This window comes from Enterobacter sp. fkY84-1 (assembly GCF_052974705.1).
Genome location: NZ_CP169393.1, coordinates 1,058,716 through 1,076,734 on the forward strand (window position 1 = coordinate 1,058,716; position 18,019 = coordinate 1,076,734).

Sequence of the window (18,019 nt, forward strand, 5' to 3'; positions counted from 1 at the left end):
CGTGGCCGCAGGCTTACGCCAGAATGCCGCTCAGACCGTGCAGGCTCATATAAATTCCTACTACGGTAATCAGCGCAGCGGAAATCCACGGCGCTTTACGGGAAAGCTCGTTAAACCCGGGCCAGCGTTTTGTCGCGTGCTTGAGGCTTAAGGCGGCAATCGCACCGGAAGCCACCAGGGTTAACGCCAGACCAATACTGAAGCTGAACACCAGCGTCGCGCCGAGGGCAAAATGCTTCAGCTGCAGGCAGATCAGCAGAACGGTGATGGATGCCGGGCAGGGGATAAGCCCGCCGGTCAGGCCAAACATGACGATCTGTCCTGTGGTGACGTTTTGTCCGCTAAAGCGCCGGTTGATATCCTGCGCGTGCGCGCGCTGGTGGGCGTCCTGCCACTCTTCTTCAACCAGCGGGTGTTCGTGGTGATGATGGTCATGATCATGGTGGTGGTGATGATCATGGTCGTGATGATGATCGTGTGGCTGGCTCTCTTTCCAGGTTCGCCACGCCATCCACAGGGCGATCGCAACGATCAATACCCCTGAGATCAGCTGGAACCAGGGTTCAGACGTATGCGCATCCCATCCCCGACCAAACCATAAACCCGCCATGGCGATAATCCAGACTACTGCCGTATGCGAAAGCGTGGCTGCCAGGCCGAGCAGGACCGCCTGTTTCAGCGTGCCGCGGATAGCCACGATAAAGGCGGCCATCATGGTTTTTGAGTGACCCGGCTCCAGGCCATGTAGTGCACCGAGCAGGATAGCGCTGGGAACAAACAGCCAGGCATTACCCTGCTGCAGGAGTGAGGCGAAATCGTTCATTGAAATTTCCGGAGTGGAAGCGTGCGCAAATAGTACTCCCCCCCAGTAGCTTAATACTACCCCCCAGTAGAAAAATACTCAGGGGGAGTAGAGCGTGATATGCTCTAAAAGCCAAAACTGAGGGAGACAGAGATGTCACATACCGTTCGCGACAAGAAGATGTTACTGACTCGCCTGAAGAAAATTCAGGGGCAGAGCACCGCGCTCGAAAAAATGCTCAACAGCGAACACGAATGCGCCGAGGTGTTACAGCAGCTGGCGGCGATCCGTGGAGCGGTCAACGGCATGATGATGCAGGTGATTGAAGGGCACCTTACCGATCACGTGGTGAAAGAGCCCGAAGAGGCGCAGCGTGAAGCCGATCTTGGCGTGGTGCTGCAGGTGATGAAATCCTACCTTAAGTAGCGTGCGTGCCGAGGTTATTTTCTGCCCAAAGAATAAATTCCGTCTTTGGTAGCGCTTTGCTGTAGTACCAGCCCTGTCCGTACTGCACGCCGTGCTGGTGCAGCCAGGCGAGCTGCCCGGCGGTCTCGACGCCTTCCGCCACCATCGCCAGCTTCAGCGACTTCGCCATTTCAATAATGTGCGGCGTCACGTTTTTATACTCCAGCGCATCCACGAACGATTTATCAATTTTTAGCGTGTCGACATCCAGATCCTGCAGATAGCTCAGGCTGGAATAGCCCGTACCAAAATCATCAATATAGACAGGGTGCCCCGAACGGCGGAATGCGGCGATAGCCGGCGCGCTGATTTTGGGATCGGCAAAGCCGCGCTCGGTGACCTCAAGAGCGATTTGGCCTGGGTGGACCTTCCATTTGTTCAGCAAGTGACTCAGCAGCGGCGGCAGCGTGCCGGAGGTCAAATCGGCGGGCGCGAGGTTGATGGAGATATGCTGATCGGGGTGAAGATGCAGCCAGCTGCCCATATCCTCGAATACCTTTTCGATAACGAGCTGCGTCAGATGGGAGATAAGCCCGGTTTGTTCAGCAAGAGGGATAAAAATATCAGGTGAGAGGCTGCTTCCGTCCGGCTGCGGCCAGCGCGTCAGCGCCTCTGCGCCGACAATTTTTCCGCTACACAGCGCCACGATGGGCTGATAGTGAACCACAAAATCGCGGCTGTTAATGGCATCAAGCAGGCGGTTGCGCGGCGACTGGATGCGACGCAGTATCCGCAGGACAAAGAGCGCGGCAAGCAGGCTTATCAGGATGCCGAAGGGCAGCCACAAAAGCAGCTGCCGGTGCCATGTTTCAGCCAGCGGTTTGAGCGTAGCCCATGCAACGACGGTAAACCCCAGTTCAGGGACGGGCTTCATAACGTACATTGAACCGTCGTACTGTATGCTGGTCATCTCCTGACCCATGATCATGTCACGGATATGCGGATCGAGCGTATTGCTGCTGGCAAAGATGCGGCGTGTGGTATTTCCTACCAGGGCAGCATCAATCGCTATCTCGCCGAAGGGGATCACATCCACAAGCGAGGCCGGATCGACCAGAACAAGATAGTGACCTTGCCCCAGTACGGCCATGTAGCGATGAAACCCCAGATCGTTTTGCGTGGTCAGCCATGCGCTGTAACCATCTTCGGTAACGCGCATCGGCGGGGGGAAAGGGGCGGCATGGCTGGTTTGTTCAAGAGAGGAGCAGAGTGGCCTGAGGTTGTCGATATAAATCACTTCCTGCACATATCGCCACGAGAAAGCGACCCGTCGCATCTCCCTTAACTGCAGGGGGCTGCACGGCACACCCTCAAAGGCCTGCAGATGATTGAGCGCTTCCTTCGCCTGAGCCACGACCTTGTCGGTTCGTATCAGCACGCGTGAGGCATAGTTATCCAGCGCATCGACAAATTTATCTTCCGCCTGACGATGAGCCAGCCAGATGCTCAGGCAAATGGGGACCAGCACGGAAAAGATAAGTATGCCAGTCACCAGACTGACCAGATGTCGGGTTTTCATGCTGTCGTTTCCTTCCTCGTATACCCGTTCCTGAGCACTGAGTTCCCTGCCTGAAGAGAAAGATTTTACCGCGAAATGATATAGTTATAGCACGTGGGTGGCGTGGTTTTCATTTTATCTCAGGTAAACCAGAAAATATCGTCAGAAGGAAGGGGTTGTTTTTTCAACCTGGCCTGGATATTATTTTGTTATGTTATAACAAAACACAAAGGGTTTACGATGAAACCAAACATCCATCCAGCGTATCGCACCGTGGTCTTCCATGACACCAGCGCGAATGAATACTTCAAAGTGGGCTCAACCATTAAGACCGACCGCGAAATTGAACTCGACGGTGAAACGTATCCGTACATCACCATCGAGGTTTCTTCAAAATCGCACCCGTTTTATACCGGTAAGCAGAAAACGTTCTCCACGGACGGCAGCGCAGCGCGCTTCCGCAAGCGTTTTGGTGGATTTCTCAATGCGAAGCGGGGCTAACCATGCAGGTACTTAACTCATTGCGCAGTGCAAAACAGCGTCACCCGGATTGCCAGATAGTCAAACGCAAGGGACGCCTGTACGTGATTTGCAAATCCAATCCGCGCTTTAAGGCGGTTCAGGGACGTAAAAAAAGACGCTAAACGCGCGTTTCTCGCCAGCTTTCCAGGGATCTTTTCTGTTTGCCATCGGCAGTAAAATTGTCGGTGGCAAGCCAGCTTTCAAAGGCGTTTGCCAGCGCCGGCCACTCTTTGTCGAGAATCGAAAACCAGTCGGTATCCCGGTTATGACCTTTTATGACCAGCGCCTGACGAAAACGCCCCTCAAACTGAAAACCCAGACGCAGTGCCGCTTTGCGGGAAGGCTCGTTCAAACTATTGCACTTCCACTCATAACGCCGGTAGCCCAGGGTATCGAACACATATCGCATCAGCAGATATTGCGCCTCTGTTGACATGGGCGTGCGGCTTAAAAGAGGCGAGAAGTGAACGTGCCCCACCTCCACGACCCCATTTTTAGGATCGATCCGCATCAGGGACAGCGTCCCGACCGGAGACCGGGTCTGGTTATCGATAACGGTAAAGTGTATGGGGTCGGATAACTCGCTTACGCTCGCCACCCATTCGGCAAAATCCTCTGCTGTGGCATCGGGTTCACGCAGTAGCCACGTCCAGCTGCGCGTATCTTCAGCCAGGGAATAGGCGGAAAACAGCGCGTTGGCATGCTCCACGCGCAGCGGTTCAAGCCGACAAAAGCGTCCCTGAAGCACGACCCGGGACGGGGGCTGACGAGGCTGCCAGTCGCTAAGCGCTTCGCCTACGGGCTGTCCGAACTGATTGAATGTCTTCATCTTAATTTCCGTGACGTTGAAAAGAGTTCCAGACTAGTGAATTGCTGGTTCCTTAAAAAGAACCACTGCGCTATGTTTTGATGGTGCCACGAGGAGGCGAGATGAATATACCGGGTGATGAATTTTATACCTTGCTCAATGCTGCCCTGCAAAAACGTGGGGAAGAGACGCGCCAGCGCGCGCTTTATCTTGCGTTACGGGAGGCCATCCTGTGCGGAAGGCTACTGTCCGGCAGCCAGCTTCCCGGTTCGCGAACGCTGGCTCAGCAGCTCTCCCTTTCCCGCAATACCGTCAATGCGGCGCTGGACCAGCTCACGCTGGAAGGGTATTTGCAGCGTAACCGCCAGGGAACGCGGGTGGCACAGCTCGCTCACCGCTCTGTCGCCCGGACATTGCCGGACCCTGCCATCAGGCTCGCCCGGCGGGTCGGCCTGCTGCCAGCGCCCGTGCCCCGGGACATGCCGGTGCTGGCGTTTACCCCGGGAACCCCGGCTATCAACTATTTTCCGCTACCGCTGTGGCGGCGATTGTACGATCGCGTGATGCGCGAGGAGGGAAGTGCCCTGCTAGGGTATGGCGACCCGGCCGGTGAACCGTCGCTGCGGGCAGCAATTGCCCGACACCTCGCCCTGTCCCGCGGTATCGACTGCGACGCCGGCCAGATAGTGATAACGGAAGGGGCGCTTGAGGGGGTTAACCTGTGCACCATGCTGTTGAGTGAGCCTGGCGATGTCGCGTGGGTGGAAAACCCCGGTTATAGCGGGGCAAAGAGCGCGTTTGTTAAAACAGGCCTGACCATGACGGGAATCCCTGTTGATGACGAGGGAATGTGCTGGGAAGGACGGGATGCGCCTGCTCCCTCGCTGATTTTTACCTCACCTTCGCACCAGTTCCCCTACGGAAGCGTGCTCAGTGCCCGGCGACGTCTGGCGCTGCTGGAGCTCGCCCGGCAGCAGAATGCGTGGATCATTGAAGACGATTACGACAGCGAATTCCGTTATGCCGGTGAGCCTGTGCCCGCGATGCTGGGGATGGTCAACAACGCGCCCGTGGTTTATCTGGGAACGTTCAGTAAAACGCTGTTTCCGTCGCTCAGAATGGGGTTCATGGTCTTGCCGCCAGCGCTGGCGAAAGCGGCTCGCCCGGCCATCGGCTCGCTGTTGCGGGGCGGGCATCGTGCCGAACAGCGTACGCTGGCGCTGTTCATTGAAGAAGGCCACTATGCCCGTCATCTTGCCGCCATGCGTCGGCTCTATCGTAAGCGATACCGCCAGCTGCGGGAGGTGCTGGGGGCAGAGCTTCACACGCCGCACCGTATACTGGCCGGTGAAGGCGGGATGCATCTGACGCTGGCGATAGACGATATTGACGACCAGAAGCTGGTGGCGCAGGCGAGGGCGTTTCAGCTGGCACCCGCTGCACTGAGCGGGTATTACCTGGAGGCGAAGCAGGGGCAAACCGGTCTGGTTTTAGGTTACGGCAACACCTCTGCTTCGCAGTTTGCGCCGGGGATCCGGCGTCTGCAGGCGTTAATTACGCAGCAGCAGGGCGCGAAAGGGTAAAGACATCATAGAAAGAGAGCTGGCCTTTGGTGGAGACCATTTTCTGCAGCTTCTCTTTTTGCGCTGTTTCAACGGCCGGAGAGTGCATGATGCTGTCGATCAGCTCCGTGGGCACGAAACGTGTGTTATACCATTCACCGTTGTAGCAGACCCGAAAATCGAGAACGTCGATATCTTCGTAACGGTAGCGCGGATTCACGTCGAAAAAGAAAAAGGCGTTAAAGACCACAAACAGCACAACCAGCAGCCAGACGGAGTCCACCAGCGTTTCGGACTTCAGCATCACAATCAGCGTCGCCAGCCAGGCGGCATACATGGCGACAAACAGTCCAGGATGTTTGCGAATAAAGCTAATGCTAAAGCGCGGGCGATTGTCGCGCTTTTCGCGGAGGTTAAGATCGTCGATGGTGGCGGTAAGCAGGCGCTGTATCTCGGTCATTTTTTGCCTTCATAAGAGTTGACAATACAGGGTGTCTGCCAATTTTAGGGGAGCCATCGGGCTGAAAAAAGTAACAGTCAGGCGCTAAAAGACCATAACAGTTGGCTCCCCGCGCCCTTATAAAGTTTTGATGATTTTTGCCGGATTGCCGCCCACGACGACGTTAGCCGGGACGTCTTTTGTCACCACGGCGCCGGAGGCCACCACCACATTATCACCGATCGTGACGCCAGGGTTAATGACCGCCCGGCCACCAATCCAGACATTATTCCCAATGTTGACCGGTTTCCCAAACTCCACGCCGCTGTTCCGTTCCTCTGCATCCAGCGGGTGGGTGGCCGTATAAATGTGCACACCCGGCGCGAGCATGCAGTTATCGCCGATGCGAACAGGGCAGACATCCAGCATCACGCAGTCGAAGTTCGCGTAAAAGTTTTTGCCCAGATAAATATTGTATCCGTAGTCGCAGCGGAAGCTTGGTTCTATATAAGCGCCTTCGCTTTGCCCCAGAAGTTCCGCCAGGATGTTCTGGCGTTCTGTCTTTTCATCGGGCGCGGTGTGGTTATAGCGGTAAACCAGATGGCGGGCCCGCAGTCGGTCGGCCCGTAACGTCTCATCGCCGGGGCGATAATGTTCACCGGCAATCATCTTCTGTTTTTCTACGCTCATAGGAAACCTCTCTGGAAATGATTACCGCAGGGTAATCGGAACAGGTCGAGAGGGGAACGTTCCCGAAAAGCCGATGTGATTGTCGTCACAACATTGTTGCTGATGAACACGTTTTACACGGAGACCTGGCCTGGGCACAGGGAACATAACGGGATAGGTAAAAAACTCAGAACGTGGCGTAGAACTCTACAGACACCCTTCAAAGATTAACGGACAAATTTCCATACAGAAGTAGGGATTTTGTCATACAACTTATTCATGGTCAGCTCAGCAAGACGATGGTCAGCGGCTGAATAAAATACGGCCAGTTCATTATCAGAAAGCTCGTATTTATTCTTTTCAATCACGCGTTCGAGGGTGTCAATTGACTGACAACGTCGTAAGCGCATTAAATAATCGATTTTAGTGAGTGGTTTATCAGACATAAATTCACCTTAGTAATTGTAATAATTTTAACAGGAAAGGCTAACCGGGTTAGCTCTGCTCACGTTGACGAAACAGCGGAATAGCCGGTTTCCCGATTTACGCCATTTTTGCAAATCCTGGGCGTTAATGCCGTAACTACTGAACAACATAAAGGTGTCGTCCAGGTATTCATCAATTTGCTCAATGAGCTTATTATCTTCATTGTACTTAATTTTATAATTAAGTGCGAAGGTTGCGATATGCTCTATCAGCTCATTCAACTGTAAATTGATGGCAGACGTTGGGTCGTTTACCCAGCCATGGTTGCTTTCATCAAGGTTGGCAAGGCAGTCATGGTACAAGGATTCGCAGAGAAATTTCAACTGCGCGATATCATGCCTTTTTGGCGAGTACTCGTCCATAGCGCATCCCCTTCTGAGTGATTTCTTACTCACCGAACATCATTGTCGGGATGGATACAACTGACTTAGCTACATGAGTGCTGTGTTCCTGATAACCTAACTATAAGCCACTCCTTCCTGGATTTCATCGCGCTATTACGAAAAATTACAAATAAAACCGTAGACTGCGAGCATGTACGCAATGTTCCACCCTGGACACCCCTTTTTTATCCAAATTAACGCGCTGTTTTATCGCTTCCTTACGTTTCATTGGCTTAGCAAAAATGGCGAGAAAAGTTCAGATTCGAACTTCACGTTGTCAGAACTTCTTATTAGGAATATTCCTAATAGCTTAAGCGGGGAAATGAAATTAAAAAAATCCTGAATTCACCGATTAAGTTATCAGTTAATTATGATATGTCTAATTAAGATGGCAGAAAATAAATTGAATCACAATAAGCGTAATTTATGATTTTTTCTGAAAATGAAAAAGGCCGCTAATGCGGCCTTTTTATCATGTGAAACCGGTATCAGTGAGGTTCTACCGAATGCGCGTGTTCAACATCTTCATTCTTACGGCTGAAGCGGCGGCGAACCACCACGAAGAACACCGGTACGAAGAAGATAGCGAGTACGGTTGCGGTGATCATACCCCCCATAACGCCCGTACCGACCGCGTTCTGCGCACCGGAGCCCGCACCGGAGCTGATAACCAGCGGCAGTACGCCGAGGATAAACGCCAGTGACGTCATCAGGATTGGGCGCAGACGCATACGAACAGCCTCAAGCGTCGCCTCAATAAGACCTTTGCCTTCTTTCTCCATCAGATCTTTGGCGAATTCAACGATAAGTATCGCGTTCTTCGCCGACAAGCCAATGGTTGTCAGCAGGCCTACCTGGAAGTACACGTCGTTGGTCAGTCCGCGGAACGTTGCCGCAAGCAGCGCACCGATAACCCCGAGCGGTACCACCAGCATAACGGAGAACGGAATTGACCAGCTCTCATACAGCGCTGCCAGACACAGGAAGACGACGATCAGTGAAATCGCGTACAGGGCAGGGGCCTGGTTACCGGACAGACGCTCCTGATAGGACATCCCGGTCCAGTCGTAGCCAACACCCGAAGGCAGTTTGCTCGCCAGCTCTTCCATCAGGTTCATGGCTTCACCGGTGCTTCGGCCCGGCGCAGCCTGACCCAGGATCTCCATTGATGGCAGACCGTTATAGCGTTCCAGACGCGGCGAACCGTATTCCCAGCGTGACGTTGAGAATGCCGAGAACGGTACCATCTGACCATTGCTGCCGCGCACGAACCAGCTGTTGATATCGTTTGGCAACATACGGTACTGCGCCTCGGACATCACGTACACTTTCTTCACGCGACCGCGGTCGATGAAGTCGTTAACGTAGCTACCGCCCCAGGCGGCGCCCAGCGTGGTATTGATGTCACTGATGGACACGCCCAGCGCCTGAGCTTTCTCCTGGTCGATGTCGATTTTGTACTGCGGCGTATCTTCCAGGCCGTTTGGACGCACGCCGACCAGCAGGTCAGGGTGCTTAGCCACTTCGCCAAACAGCTGGTTACGCGCCTGCGTCAGTTTTTCGTGACCCAGACCGCCCTGGTCAATCAGCTGGAAGTCGAAGCCGGTCGCGGTACCCAGTTCAACAATCGCCGGCAGGTTGAAGGCGAACACCATCGCATCTTTAATCTGCGAGAAGGTGCCCATCGCACGGCCGGTAATGGCTTCAACCTTGTTCTCTTTGCCCGGACGTTCAGACCAGTCTTTCAGAGAAACGAAGGCGATACCGGTGTTCTGACCACGACCCGCAAAGCCAAAGCCGTTAACCGCAAACACGGATTCAACGTTGTCTTTCTCTTTGGTGAGGTAGTAGTCCGTCACTTCGTCCAGCACTTTCTGGGTACGCTCTTGCGACGCACCCGCAGGAAGCTGTGCCATCGTCAGGAACACGCCCTGGTCTTCATCCGGCAGGAACGAGCTGGGCAGACGAACGAACAGAATCGCCATCCCCGCCACGATGATGATATAGAGCAGCAGGTAACGACCGGTGCTGCGCAGGATGTTGCCCACGCTGTCGGTGTAGTGGTGCGTGCTCTTATCAAACATGCGGTTAAACCAGCCGAAGAACCCTTTATGCTCGCCATGACCGCCTTTCTGAATCGGCTTCAGCATGGTGGCACACAGCGCAGGGGTCAGGATCAACGCAACCAGTACCGACAGCGCCATCGCGGAAACGATGGTGATCGAGAACTGACGGTAAATCGCACCGGTAGAGCCACCGAAGAAGGCCATCGGGATAAATACCGCAGACAGTACCATCGCGATACCAACCAGCGCGCCCTGGATCTGACCCATTGATTTACGGGTAGCTTCCTTCGGCGGCAGACCCTCTTCCGCCATCACGCGCTCGACGTTCTCTACCACGACGATGGCGTCATCCACCAGCAGGCCGATGGCAAGCACCATCCCGAACATCGTCAGGGTGTTTATCGAGAAGCCAAAGGCCGCGAGGATAGCAAAGGTCCCCAGCAGAACGACCGGAACGGCGATGGTTGGGATCAGCGTCGCGCGGAAGTTTTGCAGGAACAGATACATGACCAGGAACACCAGGATGATCGCTTCTGCCAGCGTTTTAACCACTTCGTGAATCGAAATTTTAACGAATGGCGTGGTGTCGTACGGATAAACGATCTTCAGGCCTGACGGGAAGTACGGTTCCATTTTCTTCAGTTCTGCACGGATCGCCGTGGCGGTATCCAGGGCGTTCGCGCCTGTCGCCAGTTTGATACCCAGACCGGAAGCCGGTTTACCGTTGAACTTCGCGATGATGTCGTAGTTCTCACCGCCCAGCTCGACTTTCGCCACGTCGCGCAGGCGAACCTGCGAGCCGTCCTGATTCACTTTCAGCAGAATTTTGCTGAACTCATCCGCGGAGGTCAGACGGGTTTGCGCGATGATCGAGGCGTTAAGCTGCTGGCCCTTCACCGGCGGCGTACCGCCTAACTGACCGGCTGCCACCTGGGCGTTCTGCGCTTTAATGGCGTTAATCACGTCAACCGGCGTCAGTTGGAAGTTGTTCAGCTTGTTCGGATCCATCCAGATACGCATTGCGTACTGAGAACCGAACAGCTGCACGTCACCCACACCGGACGTACGGCTGATGGCGTCCTTCATGTTGGCGCCCACGTAGTCGGAAATATCTTCCTGCGTCATGGTGCCGTTGGTGTTGATAACGCCGACAACCATCAGGAAGCTACTGGACGATTTCTCGACGCTCACGCCCTGCTGTTGTACTTCCTGCGGCAGCAGCGGCATCGCCAGCTGCAGTTTGTTCTGCACCTGAACCTGCGCAATGTCAGCATCCGTACCTGACTCGAAGGTCAGGGTGATCTGAACTGTACCGGTAGAGTCACTGTTTGAGGACATGTACATCAGGTTATCGATACCGTTCATGTTCTGTTCGATAACCTGAGTGACGGTGTCCTGCACCGTTTTTGCATCAGCTCCTGGGTAGGTTGCGGAAATCGTCACCGCCGGTGGCGCAATCGTTGGATATTGCGCGACAGGCAGCTTCAGGATCGCAAGTCCCCCGGCCAGCATGATGATAATGGCGATCACCCACGCAAATATGGGGCGATCGATAAAGAAATTAGGCATGTCTTAACGGCTCCTGTTTAAGTTAAGACTTGGTTTGTTCTGACTGGCCAGCGGCCGAAGCTTGTTGTTTATCGTCAGATTTCACTTCCTGTGCTTTAACCTGCGCGCCAGGACGAACTTTTTGCAAACCAGTAACAATCACGCGATCGCCATCTTTCAGACCTTCCGTCACCAGCCATTTATCCCCAATCGCCTGGGTGGCGGTGATATTGCGCATTTCGACTTTGTTATCAGCCCCAACAACCAGTGCGCTCGCATCGCCGCGTGGCGTACGGGTCACACCCTGCTGTGGAACCAGAAGGGCGGTTGGATTCGTTCCTTCTTCCAGACGTGCGCGAACGAACATACCTGGCAGCAGATTTTTGTCAGGGTTCGGGAAAATCGCACGTAAGGTGATGGAACCGGTGGTCTGGTCGACCGTCACGTCAGAGAATTCCAGCGTCCCTTCCTGCGGGAACTTGATACCGTCGTTGGTAATCAGCTCCACTTTGGCTTTGCCGTTTTCCTGTTTCAGGGTGCCGTTAGCCAGCTCCTGTTTCAGGCGCAGGAAATCATTGCTGGACTGCGTGACGTCAACATAGATCGGATCGAGCTGCTGCACGGTCGCCAGCGCAGTGGTCTGACCGTTCTGCACCAGAGCCCCTTCCGTGACGGAAGATTTACCAATACGACCGCTGATAGGGGAGGTCACTTTGGTATAGGCCAGGTTAATGCGCGCGGTTTCGACGGACGCTTTGGCTGCCACCACGGCGGCGTTAGCCTGCTGGGCATCCGCCAGGGCGGTATCGTAATCCTGCTGACTGATGTACTTGGTACCGAGCAGTTTTTGATAGCGGTTCAGCGTCAGCTGGGCAATTTTAGCCGCGGCCTGTGCTTTAGCCAGATCGCCTTTCGCGCTTTCATAAGACGCCTGATAGGTTGCGGGATCAATCTGATACAGAGACTCACCGGCCTGCACATCACCGCCTTCGGTGAAGTTGCGTTTCAGGATAATGCCGCTAACCTGAGGACGCACTTCCGCAATGCGGTAAGCATTTGTACGGCCGGGTAATTCGGTGGTGATTTGTAGAGGTTCAGATTTGAGCGTCACAACGCCTACTTCTGGCGCCTGCTGAGCTCCTTGTTGAGCCGGTTTGTCGTCACATCCTGTTAGCGCTAAGCTGCCTGAAAGCATCAGAACGACCGCCAGAGGCGTTAACCCTCTGTTTTTGTTCATATGTAAACCTCGAGTGTCCGATTTCAAATTGATCAAGGGTCCTGAGTCTAAAACCCATTGCTGCGTTTATATTATCGTCATGCTATGGTACATACATTCACAAATGTATGTAAATCTGACTCCTGTAAATTCACTCACCTATGGCACGAAAAACTAAACAACAAGCGCTGGAAACCCGACAACATATTCTGGATGTGGCGATACGTTTGTTCTCGCAGCAAGGTGTTTCAGCAACCTCGCTGGCGCAAATTGCTCAGGCCGCCGGTGTGACGCGAGGAGCGATTTACTGGCATTTTAAAAACAAGTCAGATCTGTTCAGTGAAATCTGGGAGCTTTCAGAGTCCAGCATTAGCGATCTCGAGAGTGAGTATCGGGCAAAATTCCCAGACGATCCACTCTCAGTATTGAGAGAAATATTAGTATATATCCTTGAAGCAACGGTAGTTGAAGAACGTCGCAGATTAATGATGGAGATTATTTTTCATAAATGCGAGTTCGTGGGCGAGATGGCGGTCGTGCAGCAGGCGCAACGAAGCCTCAGTCTGGAAAGCTATGACCGTATTGAGCACAACCTGAACCTCTGTATGGAGGCAAAACTGCTACCGGCCAATCTGTTGACCCGTCGGGCGGCGATTCTGATGCGCAGCTACATTTCTGGTCTGATGGAAAACTGGCTTTTTGCACCGCAATCGTTTGATCTTAAAGCGGAAGCTCGCAGCTACGTGGCGATTTTACTGGAAATGCTACAGCTTAGCCCGACGCTGCGCAGCGACGCGCCTTCGCTAACGGCCTGACCCCTTTCCAGGATTTATCTCAGAGGCTTACGTTCGCGCTATTCTGCATCTGACGAGCGTGATATTCTTCACGCCGGACTATTTTCGGTCATCTTCTGACATCATTCACAACTATGCTGCCCATCAATCGCTCGCAACATCCTGTTTTTGCATTGCTCTTTGCGATGCTGTTTTTCTTCGCCACGGCGCCGCTGACCTGGGCCCGCGCCGATAACAGCAACGATATTCCCACGCGTGCTGACGTTCAGTCGCAGCTCGACACGCTGAACAAACAAAAAGAACTCTCTCCTCAGGAAAAACTGACGCAGCAGGATCTGACGGAAACGCTGGAGACGCTGGATAAAATTGAACGCGTTAAGGCTGAAACCGCACAGCTTCGTCAGAAGGTGGCGCAGGCCCCTGAAAACATGCGCAAAGCGACGGAGTCGCTGAATGCCCTGAGTGACGTTGATAACGACAACGAAACGCGCAAAACGCTCGCCACGCTCTCCTTACGCCAGCTGGAATCGCGCGTCGCCCAGTTGCTCGACGATCTGCAAACCGCGCAGTCCGATCTCGCGACCTACAACAGCCAGCTTGTCTCCCTGCAAACCCAGCCCGAGCGCGTGCAAAATGCGATGTATACCGCGTCTCAGCAGCTGCAGCAGATCCGCAACCGCCTGAACGGCACGACGGTGGGCGAAGGCACGCTGCGCCCGACGCAGCAAACCCTGCTGCTGGTTCAGCAGTCGTTGCTCAATGCGCAGATCGAACAGCAGCGTAAAAGCCTGGAAGGGAATACGGTGATGCAGGACACTCTGCAGAAACAGCGTGATTACGTCACCGCGAACATTAATCGTCTGGAGCATCAGCTTCAGCTTTTGCAGGAGGCGGTTAACAGCAAACGCCTGACCCTGACGGAAAAAACCGCCCAGGAGGCCGTATCCCCTGACGAAACCGCCCGTATTCAGGCCAACCCGCTGGTAAAACAGGAGCTTGAGGCTAACCATCAGCTCAGTCAGCGCCTGATACTGGCGACGGAAAACGGCAACTCGCTGGTTCAGCAAAATATCAAGGTGAAGAACTGGCTGGATCGCGCCCTGCAGGCGGAACGCAACATCAAAGAGCAGATCGCGGTCCTGAAGGGCAGCCTCCTGCTGTCGCGTATTCTCTACCAGCAGCAGCAGACGCTTCCGTCCGCCGACGAGCTGGAGGACATGACCAACCGCATTGCGGATTTACGTCTGGAGCAGTTTGACGTCAACCAGCAGCGCGATGCCCTTTTCCAGAGCGATACCTTTGTCGCCAAAATTGAAGAGGGGCATTCCAGCGACGTGAACCCGGAAGTGCATGACGCGCTGCTCCAGGTCGTGGATATGCGTCGCGAGCTGCTGGACCAGCTCAATAAACAGCTGGGTAACCAGCTGATGATGGCCATTAACCTGCAAATCAACCAGCAGCAGCTGGTTAGCGTCTCGAAAAGTCTGCAGGAGATCCTGACCCAGCAGATTTTCTGGGTAAACAGCAACAAGCCGATGGACTGGGACTGGGTTAAATCCTTCCCTGAGACGCTGAAAACGCAGATTAAGAGCATGAAGATCACCGTAAACTGGGAGAAAGCCTGGCCTGCGGTAATGATTGCTTTCCTGGCCGGTTTGCCGCTGCTGCTGATTGCCGGTCTCATCCGCTGGCGTCTGGGCTGGCTGAAAAAATACCAGGCGAAGCTGGCCTCCGAAGTAGGGCAGCTGCGCAACGATAGCCAGCTCCATACGCCAAAAGCGATTCTGATTGACCTTATTCGCGCCCTGCCGGTGTGCCTGATTATTCTGGCTGTGGGTCTGATTCTGCTCACTATGCAGCTCAACGTCAGCGATCTGCTGTGGGCGTTCAGTAAAAAACTGGCGCTGTTCTGGCTGGTGTTTGGCCTGTGCTGGAAGGTACTGGAAAAAGACGGCGTGGCGGTGCGTCATTTCAACATGCCAGCGCAGCTGACCAGCCACTGGCGTCGTCAGATCGTGCGCATCAGCCTGGCGCTGCTGCCGCTGCACTTCTGGTCGGTTGTCTCTGAGCTTTCCCCGCTGCATCTGATGGATGACGTGCTGGGCCAGCTGGTCATCCTGCTGAACCTGCTGCTGATTGCGATCCTGATGTGGCCGATGTGTCGCGACAGCTGGCGTGATAAAGAGTCCCACAATATTCGTCTGGCCACCGTGACGGTGCTGGCGATCATTCCGCTGGCGCTGATGGTGCTGACGGCAACGGGCTACTTCTATACCACGCTGCGCCTGTCCGGGCGCTGGATTGAAACGGTCTATCTGGTGATCGTCTGGAACCTGCTCTATCAGACCGTACTGCGTGGCCTGAGCGTGGCGGCGCGCCGCATTGCCTATCGCCGCGCCATCGCGCGTCGTCAGCATCAGGTGAAAGAGGGGGCCGAAGGCGCTGAGCCGCAGGAAGAGCCGACCATCGCGCTGGAGCAGGTTAACCAGCAGACGCTGCGTATCACCATGCTGGTGATGATCGCCCTGTTTGCGGTGATGTTCTGGGCGATCTGGTCCGATCTTATTACCGTTTTCGCCTATCTCGACAGTATTACCCTCTGGCAATACAACGGAACCGAAGCCGGCGCGGCGGTCATGAAAAGCGTGACCATGGGCAGCCTGCTGTTTGCGCTGGTGTCGTCGGTGGTGGCCTGGGCGCTGATCCGCAACCTGCCAGGCCTGCTCGAAGTGCTGCTTCTGTCACGTCTGAATCTTCGCCAGGGGGCGTCCTACGCCATTACCACGATCCTCAACTACGTCATCATCATTGTCGGAGCGATGACGGTCTTTGGCTCGCTTGGCGTCTCGTGGGATAAACTGCAGTGGCTGGCGGCGGCCCTCTCGGTCGGTCTTGGTTTTGGCCTGCAGGAGATCTTCGGTAACTTTGTCTCCGGCCTGATCATCCTGTTCGAACGTCCGGTACGTATCGGTGATACCGTCACCATCGGCACGTTCTCGGGAACGGTCAGCAAGATCCGCATTCGTGCCACCACCATCACTGACTTCGATCGCAAAGAGGTGATCATCCCGAACAAAGCGTTCGTGACCGAGCGTCTGATCAACTGGTCGCTTTCCGATACGGTGACGCGCGTGGTGATCCGCCTGGGCGTGGCCTATGGATCGGATCTGGATAAGGTGAAAGAGGTGCTGCTGAAGGCGGCGTCTGAGCATCCGAAAGTGATGCACGATCCGGCCCCGGCGGTCTTCTTCACCACCTTTGGGCCGAGTACGCTGGATCACGAGCTGCGTTTATACGTGCGTGAACTGCGTGACCGCAGCTACACGGTGGATGAGCTTAACCGCTCTATCGATCGTCTGTGCCGTGAAAACGATATTAATATCGCCTTTAACCAGCTTGAGGTTCACCTGCGTAACGAGAAAGGTGATGAGCATACGGAAGTGAAGCGCGACATTAAGGGTGATGACCCGACTCCGGCTTAATCTATTTTCCCTCTCCCCTCTGGGGAGAGGGCAGGGTGAGGGGGAAGTTTCCCCTCAAAATCCCGCCGCACAATCTCCAGCGCCTTAAGCACCGTCTCGGCGGGGATCTCATGATTCTCCAGCAGCATAATCAAATCGACGGCCAGCTTGACCTCATCGGGTGCATTTTCCAGTGACATGGGTGTGGCTCCTGTTAACGGGTCAAACGTTCTATGACGCGTTCAATGTCATCCAGCGCCTGACGGCAGCGGACGATGCGTCCTTCCAGCGCGCTAATCTCGCGCATCAATAGCTGCTGCTCTTCCAGCGTTTCGCTGTTGTTCAGACGCACCTCGCGTTCACGCTTCATCTCAAACAGCCGGCGCTCAAACTCCTGGTTCTCGAGCCGCTTGCGCTGCCATTTGCCGAGCCCCGGCGAGGCGCTGTCCCAGGCGCGCAGCGGCCAGGCGGCGATTTCGCGATGCAGTGCGGTGATCTGCTCGGTGAGATGCTCTGCAAGCCACGCCACCTGTTCCTGTTGTTCATTCTCAACCGCATGGCGAAGCTCGTCGAGGTTCGTCTGCGCTTCAGACAGGTAATCCTGAATGACGGTGCTGCGGGTACGAAAAAGCTGCCGGTCAAAGCGCGGCTTCAGCGTGGCGTGCCCCATCAGCGGCGTGGCCTGCGCCCGCAGAGCGATCAGCTGATTTTGCAGCCTCTCAAGAAGCAGTGCTGTTTTCAAGGCGCTCTCCAGTGGTAAAGTAGCCGTTCAGTTTGATAACGATTCGCATTATGCAGCGTACTATTTTAATCATCATTGGCTGGCTTGCGGTAGTGCTGGGCACGCTGGGTGTAGTATTACCCCTGCTGCCAACCACGCCGTTTATCCTGCTGGCGGCCTGGTGTTTCGCCCGCTCGTCGCCGCGTTTTCACCACTGGCTGCTCTACCGCTCATGGTTTGGCGGCTACCTGCGGCACTGGCAAAAACACCGTGCCATGCCGCCTGGCGCCAAGCCGCGCGCGATCGCGGTGATCCTCATTACCTTCGCCATTTCATTATGGCTGGTGAAAATGATGTGGGTGCGGATCCTGCTGCTGATCATTCTCTCCTGTCTGCTTATCTTTATGTGGCGGATCCCCGTGGTTGATGAAAAGCAACAAAAGCACTGAAGCCTCATCATGGCTGTTGCAATTATCACGCGCAGCCAGTAAATTCGACCGTTTTCGAGCACAGGTGCGCCTGGTCAAAGGTTAAACAATTGTTGCCTTGGCCGACTCGTTGCGCGCTGTGAGTAACACT

Annotated in this window: 18 protein-coding genes; 7 read left to right on the top strand and 11 right to left on the bottom strand. The window is 54.7% G+C overall.

All coding sequences use genetic code 11. The features are described from left to right. Positions 1–13: 13 nt before the first annotated feature. Positions 14–823 carry a nickel/cobalt efflux protein RcnA gene (locus tag ACEPLT_RS04925; RefSeq protein ID WP_232927926.1) on the bottom strand — a complete coding sequence of 270 codons (810 nt, stop codon included), beginning with the start codon at positions 821–823 and terminating at the stop codon, positions 14–16. Positions 824–955: 132 nt separating this feature from the next. Between ACEPLT_RS04925 and ACEPLT_RS04930 the strand changes: the two genes are divergently transcribed. Beyond that, complete coding sequence (locus ACEPLT_RS04930) at positions 956–1,228, top strand: metal-sensing transcriptional repressor (RefSeq protein ID WP_008499280.1); 273 nt, start codon at positions 956–958, stop codon at positions 1,226–1,228. Here ACEPLT_RS04930 and ACEPLT_RS04935 read toward each other — a convergent pair. Further along, positions 1,221–2,786, bottom strand: coding sequence for an EAL domain-containing protein (locus ACEPLT_RS04935; protein WP_032674272.1), 1,566 nt, complete (start codon positions 2,784–2,786; stop codon positions 1,221–1,223). The two genes, ACEPLT_RS04930 and ACEPLT_RS04935, sit on opposite strands and share 8 nt — an antisense overlap. Before the next feature lie 219 nt (positions 2,787–3,005). Here ACEPLT_RS04935 and ACEPLT_RS04940 point away from each other — a divergent pair, with 219 nt between their 5' ends. Then, positions 3,006–3,266: a type B 50S ribosomal protein L31 gene (locus tag ACEPLT_RS04940; RefSeq protein ID WP_006176933.1), complete on the top strand. Its 261-nt coding sequence runs from the start codon at positions 3,006–3,008 to the stop codon at positions 3,264–3,266. Between the two features lie 2 nt (positions 3,267–3,268). Beyond that, positions 3,269–3,409 (top strand): type B 50S ribosomal protein L36, encoded by a 141-nt coding sequence (ykgO, locus tag ACEPLT_RS04945; protein WP_003859006.1) that lies wholly within the window; start codon positions 3,269–3,271, stop codon positions 3,407–3,409. On the opposite strand, the gene ACEPLT_RS04950 is transcribed toward ykgO, so the two are convergent. Then, positions 3,406–4,116, bottom strand: coding sequence for a GNAT family N-acetyltransferase (locus ACEPLT_RS04950; RefSeq protein WP_032674273.1), 711 nt, complete (start codon positions 4,114–4,116; stop codon positions 3,406–3,408). The genes ykgO and ACEPLT_RS04950 overlap by 4 nt on opposite strands. Positions 4,117–4,217: 101 nt before the next feature. Between ACEPLT_RS04950 and pdxR the strand changes: the two genes are divergently transcribed. Beyond that, positions 4,218–5,678: a MocR-like pyridoxine biosynthesis transcription factor PdxR gene (pdxR, locus tag ACEPLT_RS04955; RefSeq protein WP_032674274.1), complete on the top strand. Its 1,461-nt coding sequence runs from the start codon at positions 4,218–4,220 to the stop codon at positions 5,676–5,678. On the opposite strand, the gene ACEPLT_RS04960 is transcribed toward pdxR, so the two are convergent. The 6 genes from ACEPLT_RS04960 to acrA form a co-directional block, all read right to left on the bottom strand. Further along, positions 5,650–6,117: a YlaC family protein gene (locus tag ACEPLT_RS04960; RefSeq protein ID WP_008499285.1), complete on the bottom strand. Its 468-nt coding sequence runs from the start codon at positions 6,115–6,117 to the stop codon at positions 5,650–5,652. The two genes, pdxR and ACEPLT_RS04960, sit on opposite strands and share 29 nt — an antisense overlap. Before the next feature lie 117 nt (positions 6,118–6,234). After that, positions 6,235–6,786: a maltose O-acetyltransferase gene (gene maa, locus ACEPLT_RS04965; protein ID WP_008499286.1), complete on the bottom strand. Its 552-nt coding sequence runs from the start codon at positions 6,784–6,786 to the stop codon at positions 6,235–6,237. 206 nt (positions 6,787–6,992) lie between these two features. Then, complete coding sequence (locus ACEPLT_RS04970; protein ID WP_008499287.1) at positions 6,993–7,211, bottom strand: HHA domain-containing protein; 219 nt, start codon at positions 7,209–7,211, stop codon at positions 6,993–6,995. Between the two features lie 27 nt (positions 7,212–7,238). Next, positions 7,239–7,613, bottom strand: a complete 375-nt coding sequence (gene tomB, locus ACEPLT_RS04975) for an Hha toxicity modulator TomB (RefSeq protein ID WP_008499288.1) — start codon at positions 7,611–7,613, stop codon at positions 7,239–7,241. A gap of 509 nt (positions 7,614–8,122) precedes the next feature. Beyond that, positions 8,123–11,269: a multidrug efflux RND transporter permease subunit AcrB gene (gene acrB / locus ACEPLT_RS04980; protein WP_008499289.1), complete on the bottom strand. Its 3,147-nt coding sequence runs from the start codon at positions 11,267–11,269 to the stop codon at positions 8,123–8,125. A 22-nt stretch (positions 11,270–11,291) separates the two neighbouring features. Next, entirely contained in the window at positions 11,292–12,485 is a 1,194-nt protein-coding gene (gene acrA / locus ACEPLT_RS04985) for a multidrug efflux RND transporter periplasmic adaptor subunit AcrA (protein ID WP_232927929.1), read from the bottom strand. Between the two features lie 140 nt (positions 12,486–12,625). Between acrA and acrR the strand changes: the two genes are divergently transcribed. Together acrR and mscK are read left to right on the top strand one after the other, a co-directional pair. Next, on the top strand, positions 12,626–13,279 hold the full coding sequence (gene acrR / locus ACEPLT_RS04990) for a multidrug efflux transporter transcriptional repressor AcrR (RefSeq protein WP_008499291.1): 654 nt from the start codon (positions 12,626–12,628) through the stop codon (positions 13,277–13,279). Positions 13,280–13,392: 113 nt separating this feature from the next. Further along, positions 13,393–16,740 carry a mechanosensitive channel MscK gene (gene mscK, locus ACEPLT_RS04995; protein ID WP_447088334.1) on the top strand — a complete coding sequence of 1,116 codons (3,348 nt, stop codon included), beginning with the start codon at positions 13,393–13,395 and terminating at the stop codon, positions 16,738–16,740. Here the strand turns inward: mscK and rsmS are convergent. Then, complete coding sequence (gene rsmS / locus ACEPLT_RS05000; RefSeq protein WP_008499294.1) at positions 16,737–16,919, bottom strand: pleiotropic regulatory protein RsmS; 183 nt, start codon at positions 16,917–16,919, stop codon at positions 16,737–16,739. The two genes, mscK and rsmS, sit on opposite strands and share 4 nt — an antisense overlap. A 14-nt stretch (positions 16,920–16,933) precedes the next feature. Further along, positions 16,934–17,461 carry a primosomal replication protein N'' gene (gene priC, locus ACEPLT_RS05005; protein ID WP_021241631.1) on the bottom strand — a complete coding sequence of 176 codons (528 nt, stop codon included), beginning with the start codon at positions 17,459–17,461 and terminating at the stop codon, positions 16,934–16,936. Positions 17,462–17,511: 50 nt separating this feature from the next. On the opposite strand from priC, the gene ACEPLT_RS05010 reads away from it, so the two are divergent. Next, positions 17,512–17,889, top strand: coding sequence for a DUF454 family protein (locus tag ACEPLT_RS05010; protein ID WP_008499296.1), 378 nt, complete (start codon positions 17,512–17,514; stop codon positions 17,887–17,889). Positions 17,890–18,019 lie beyond the last annotated feature (130 nt).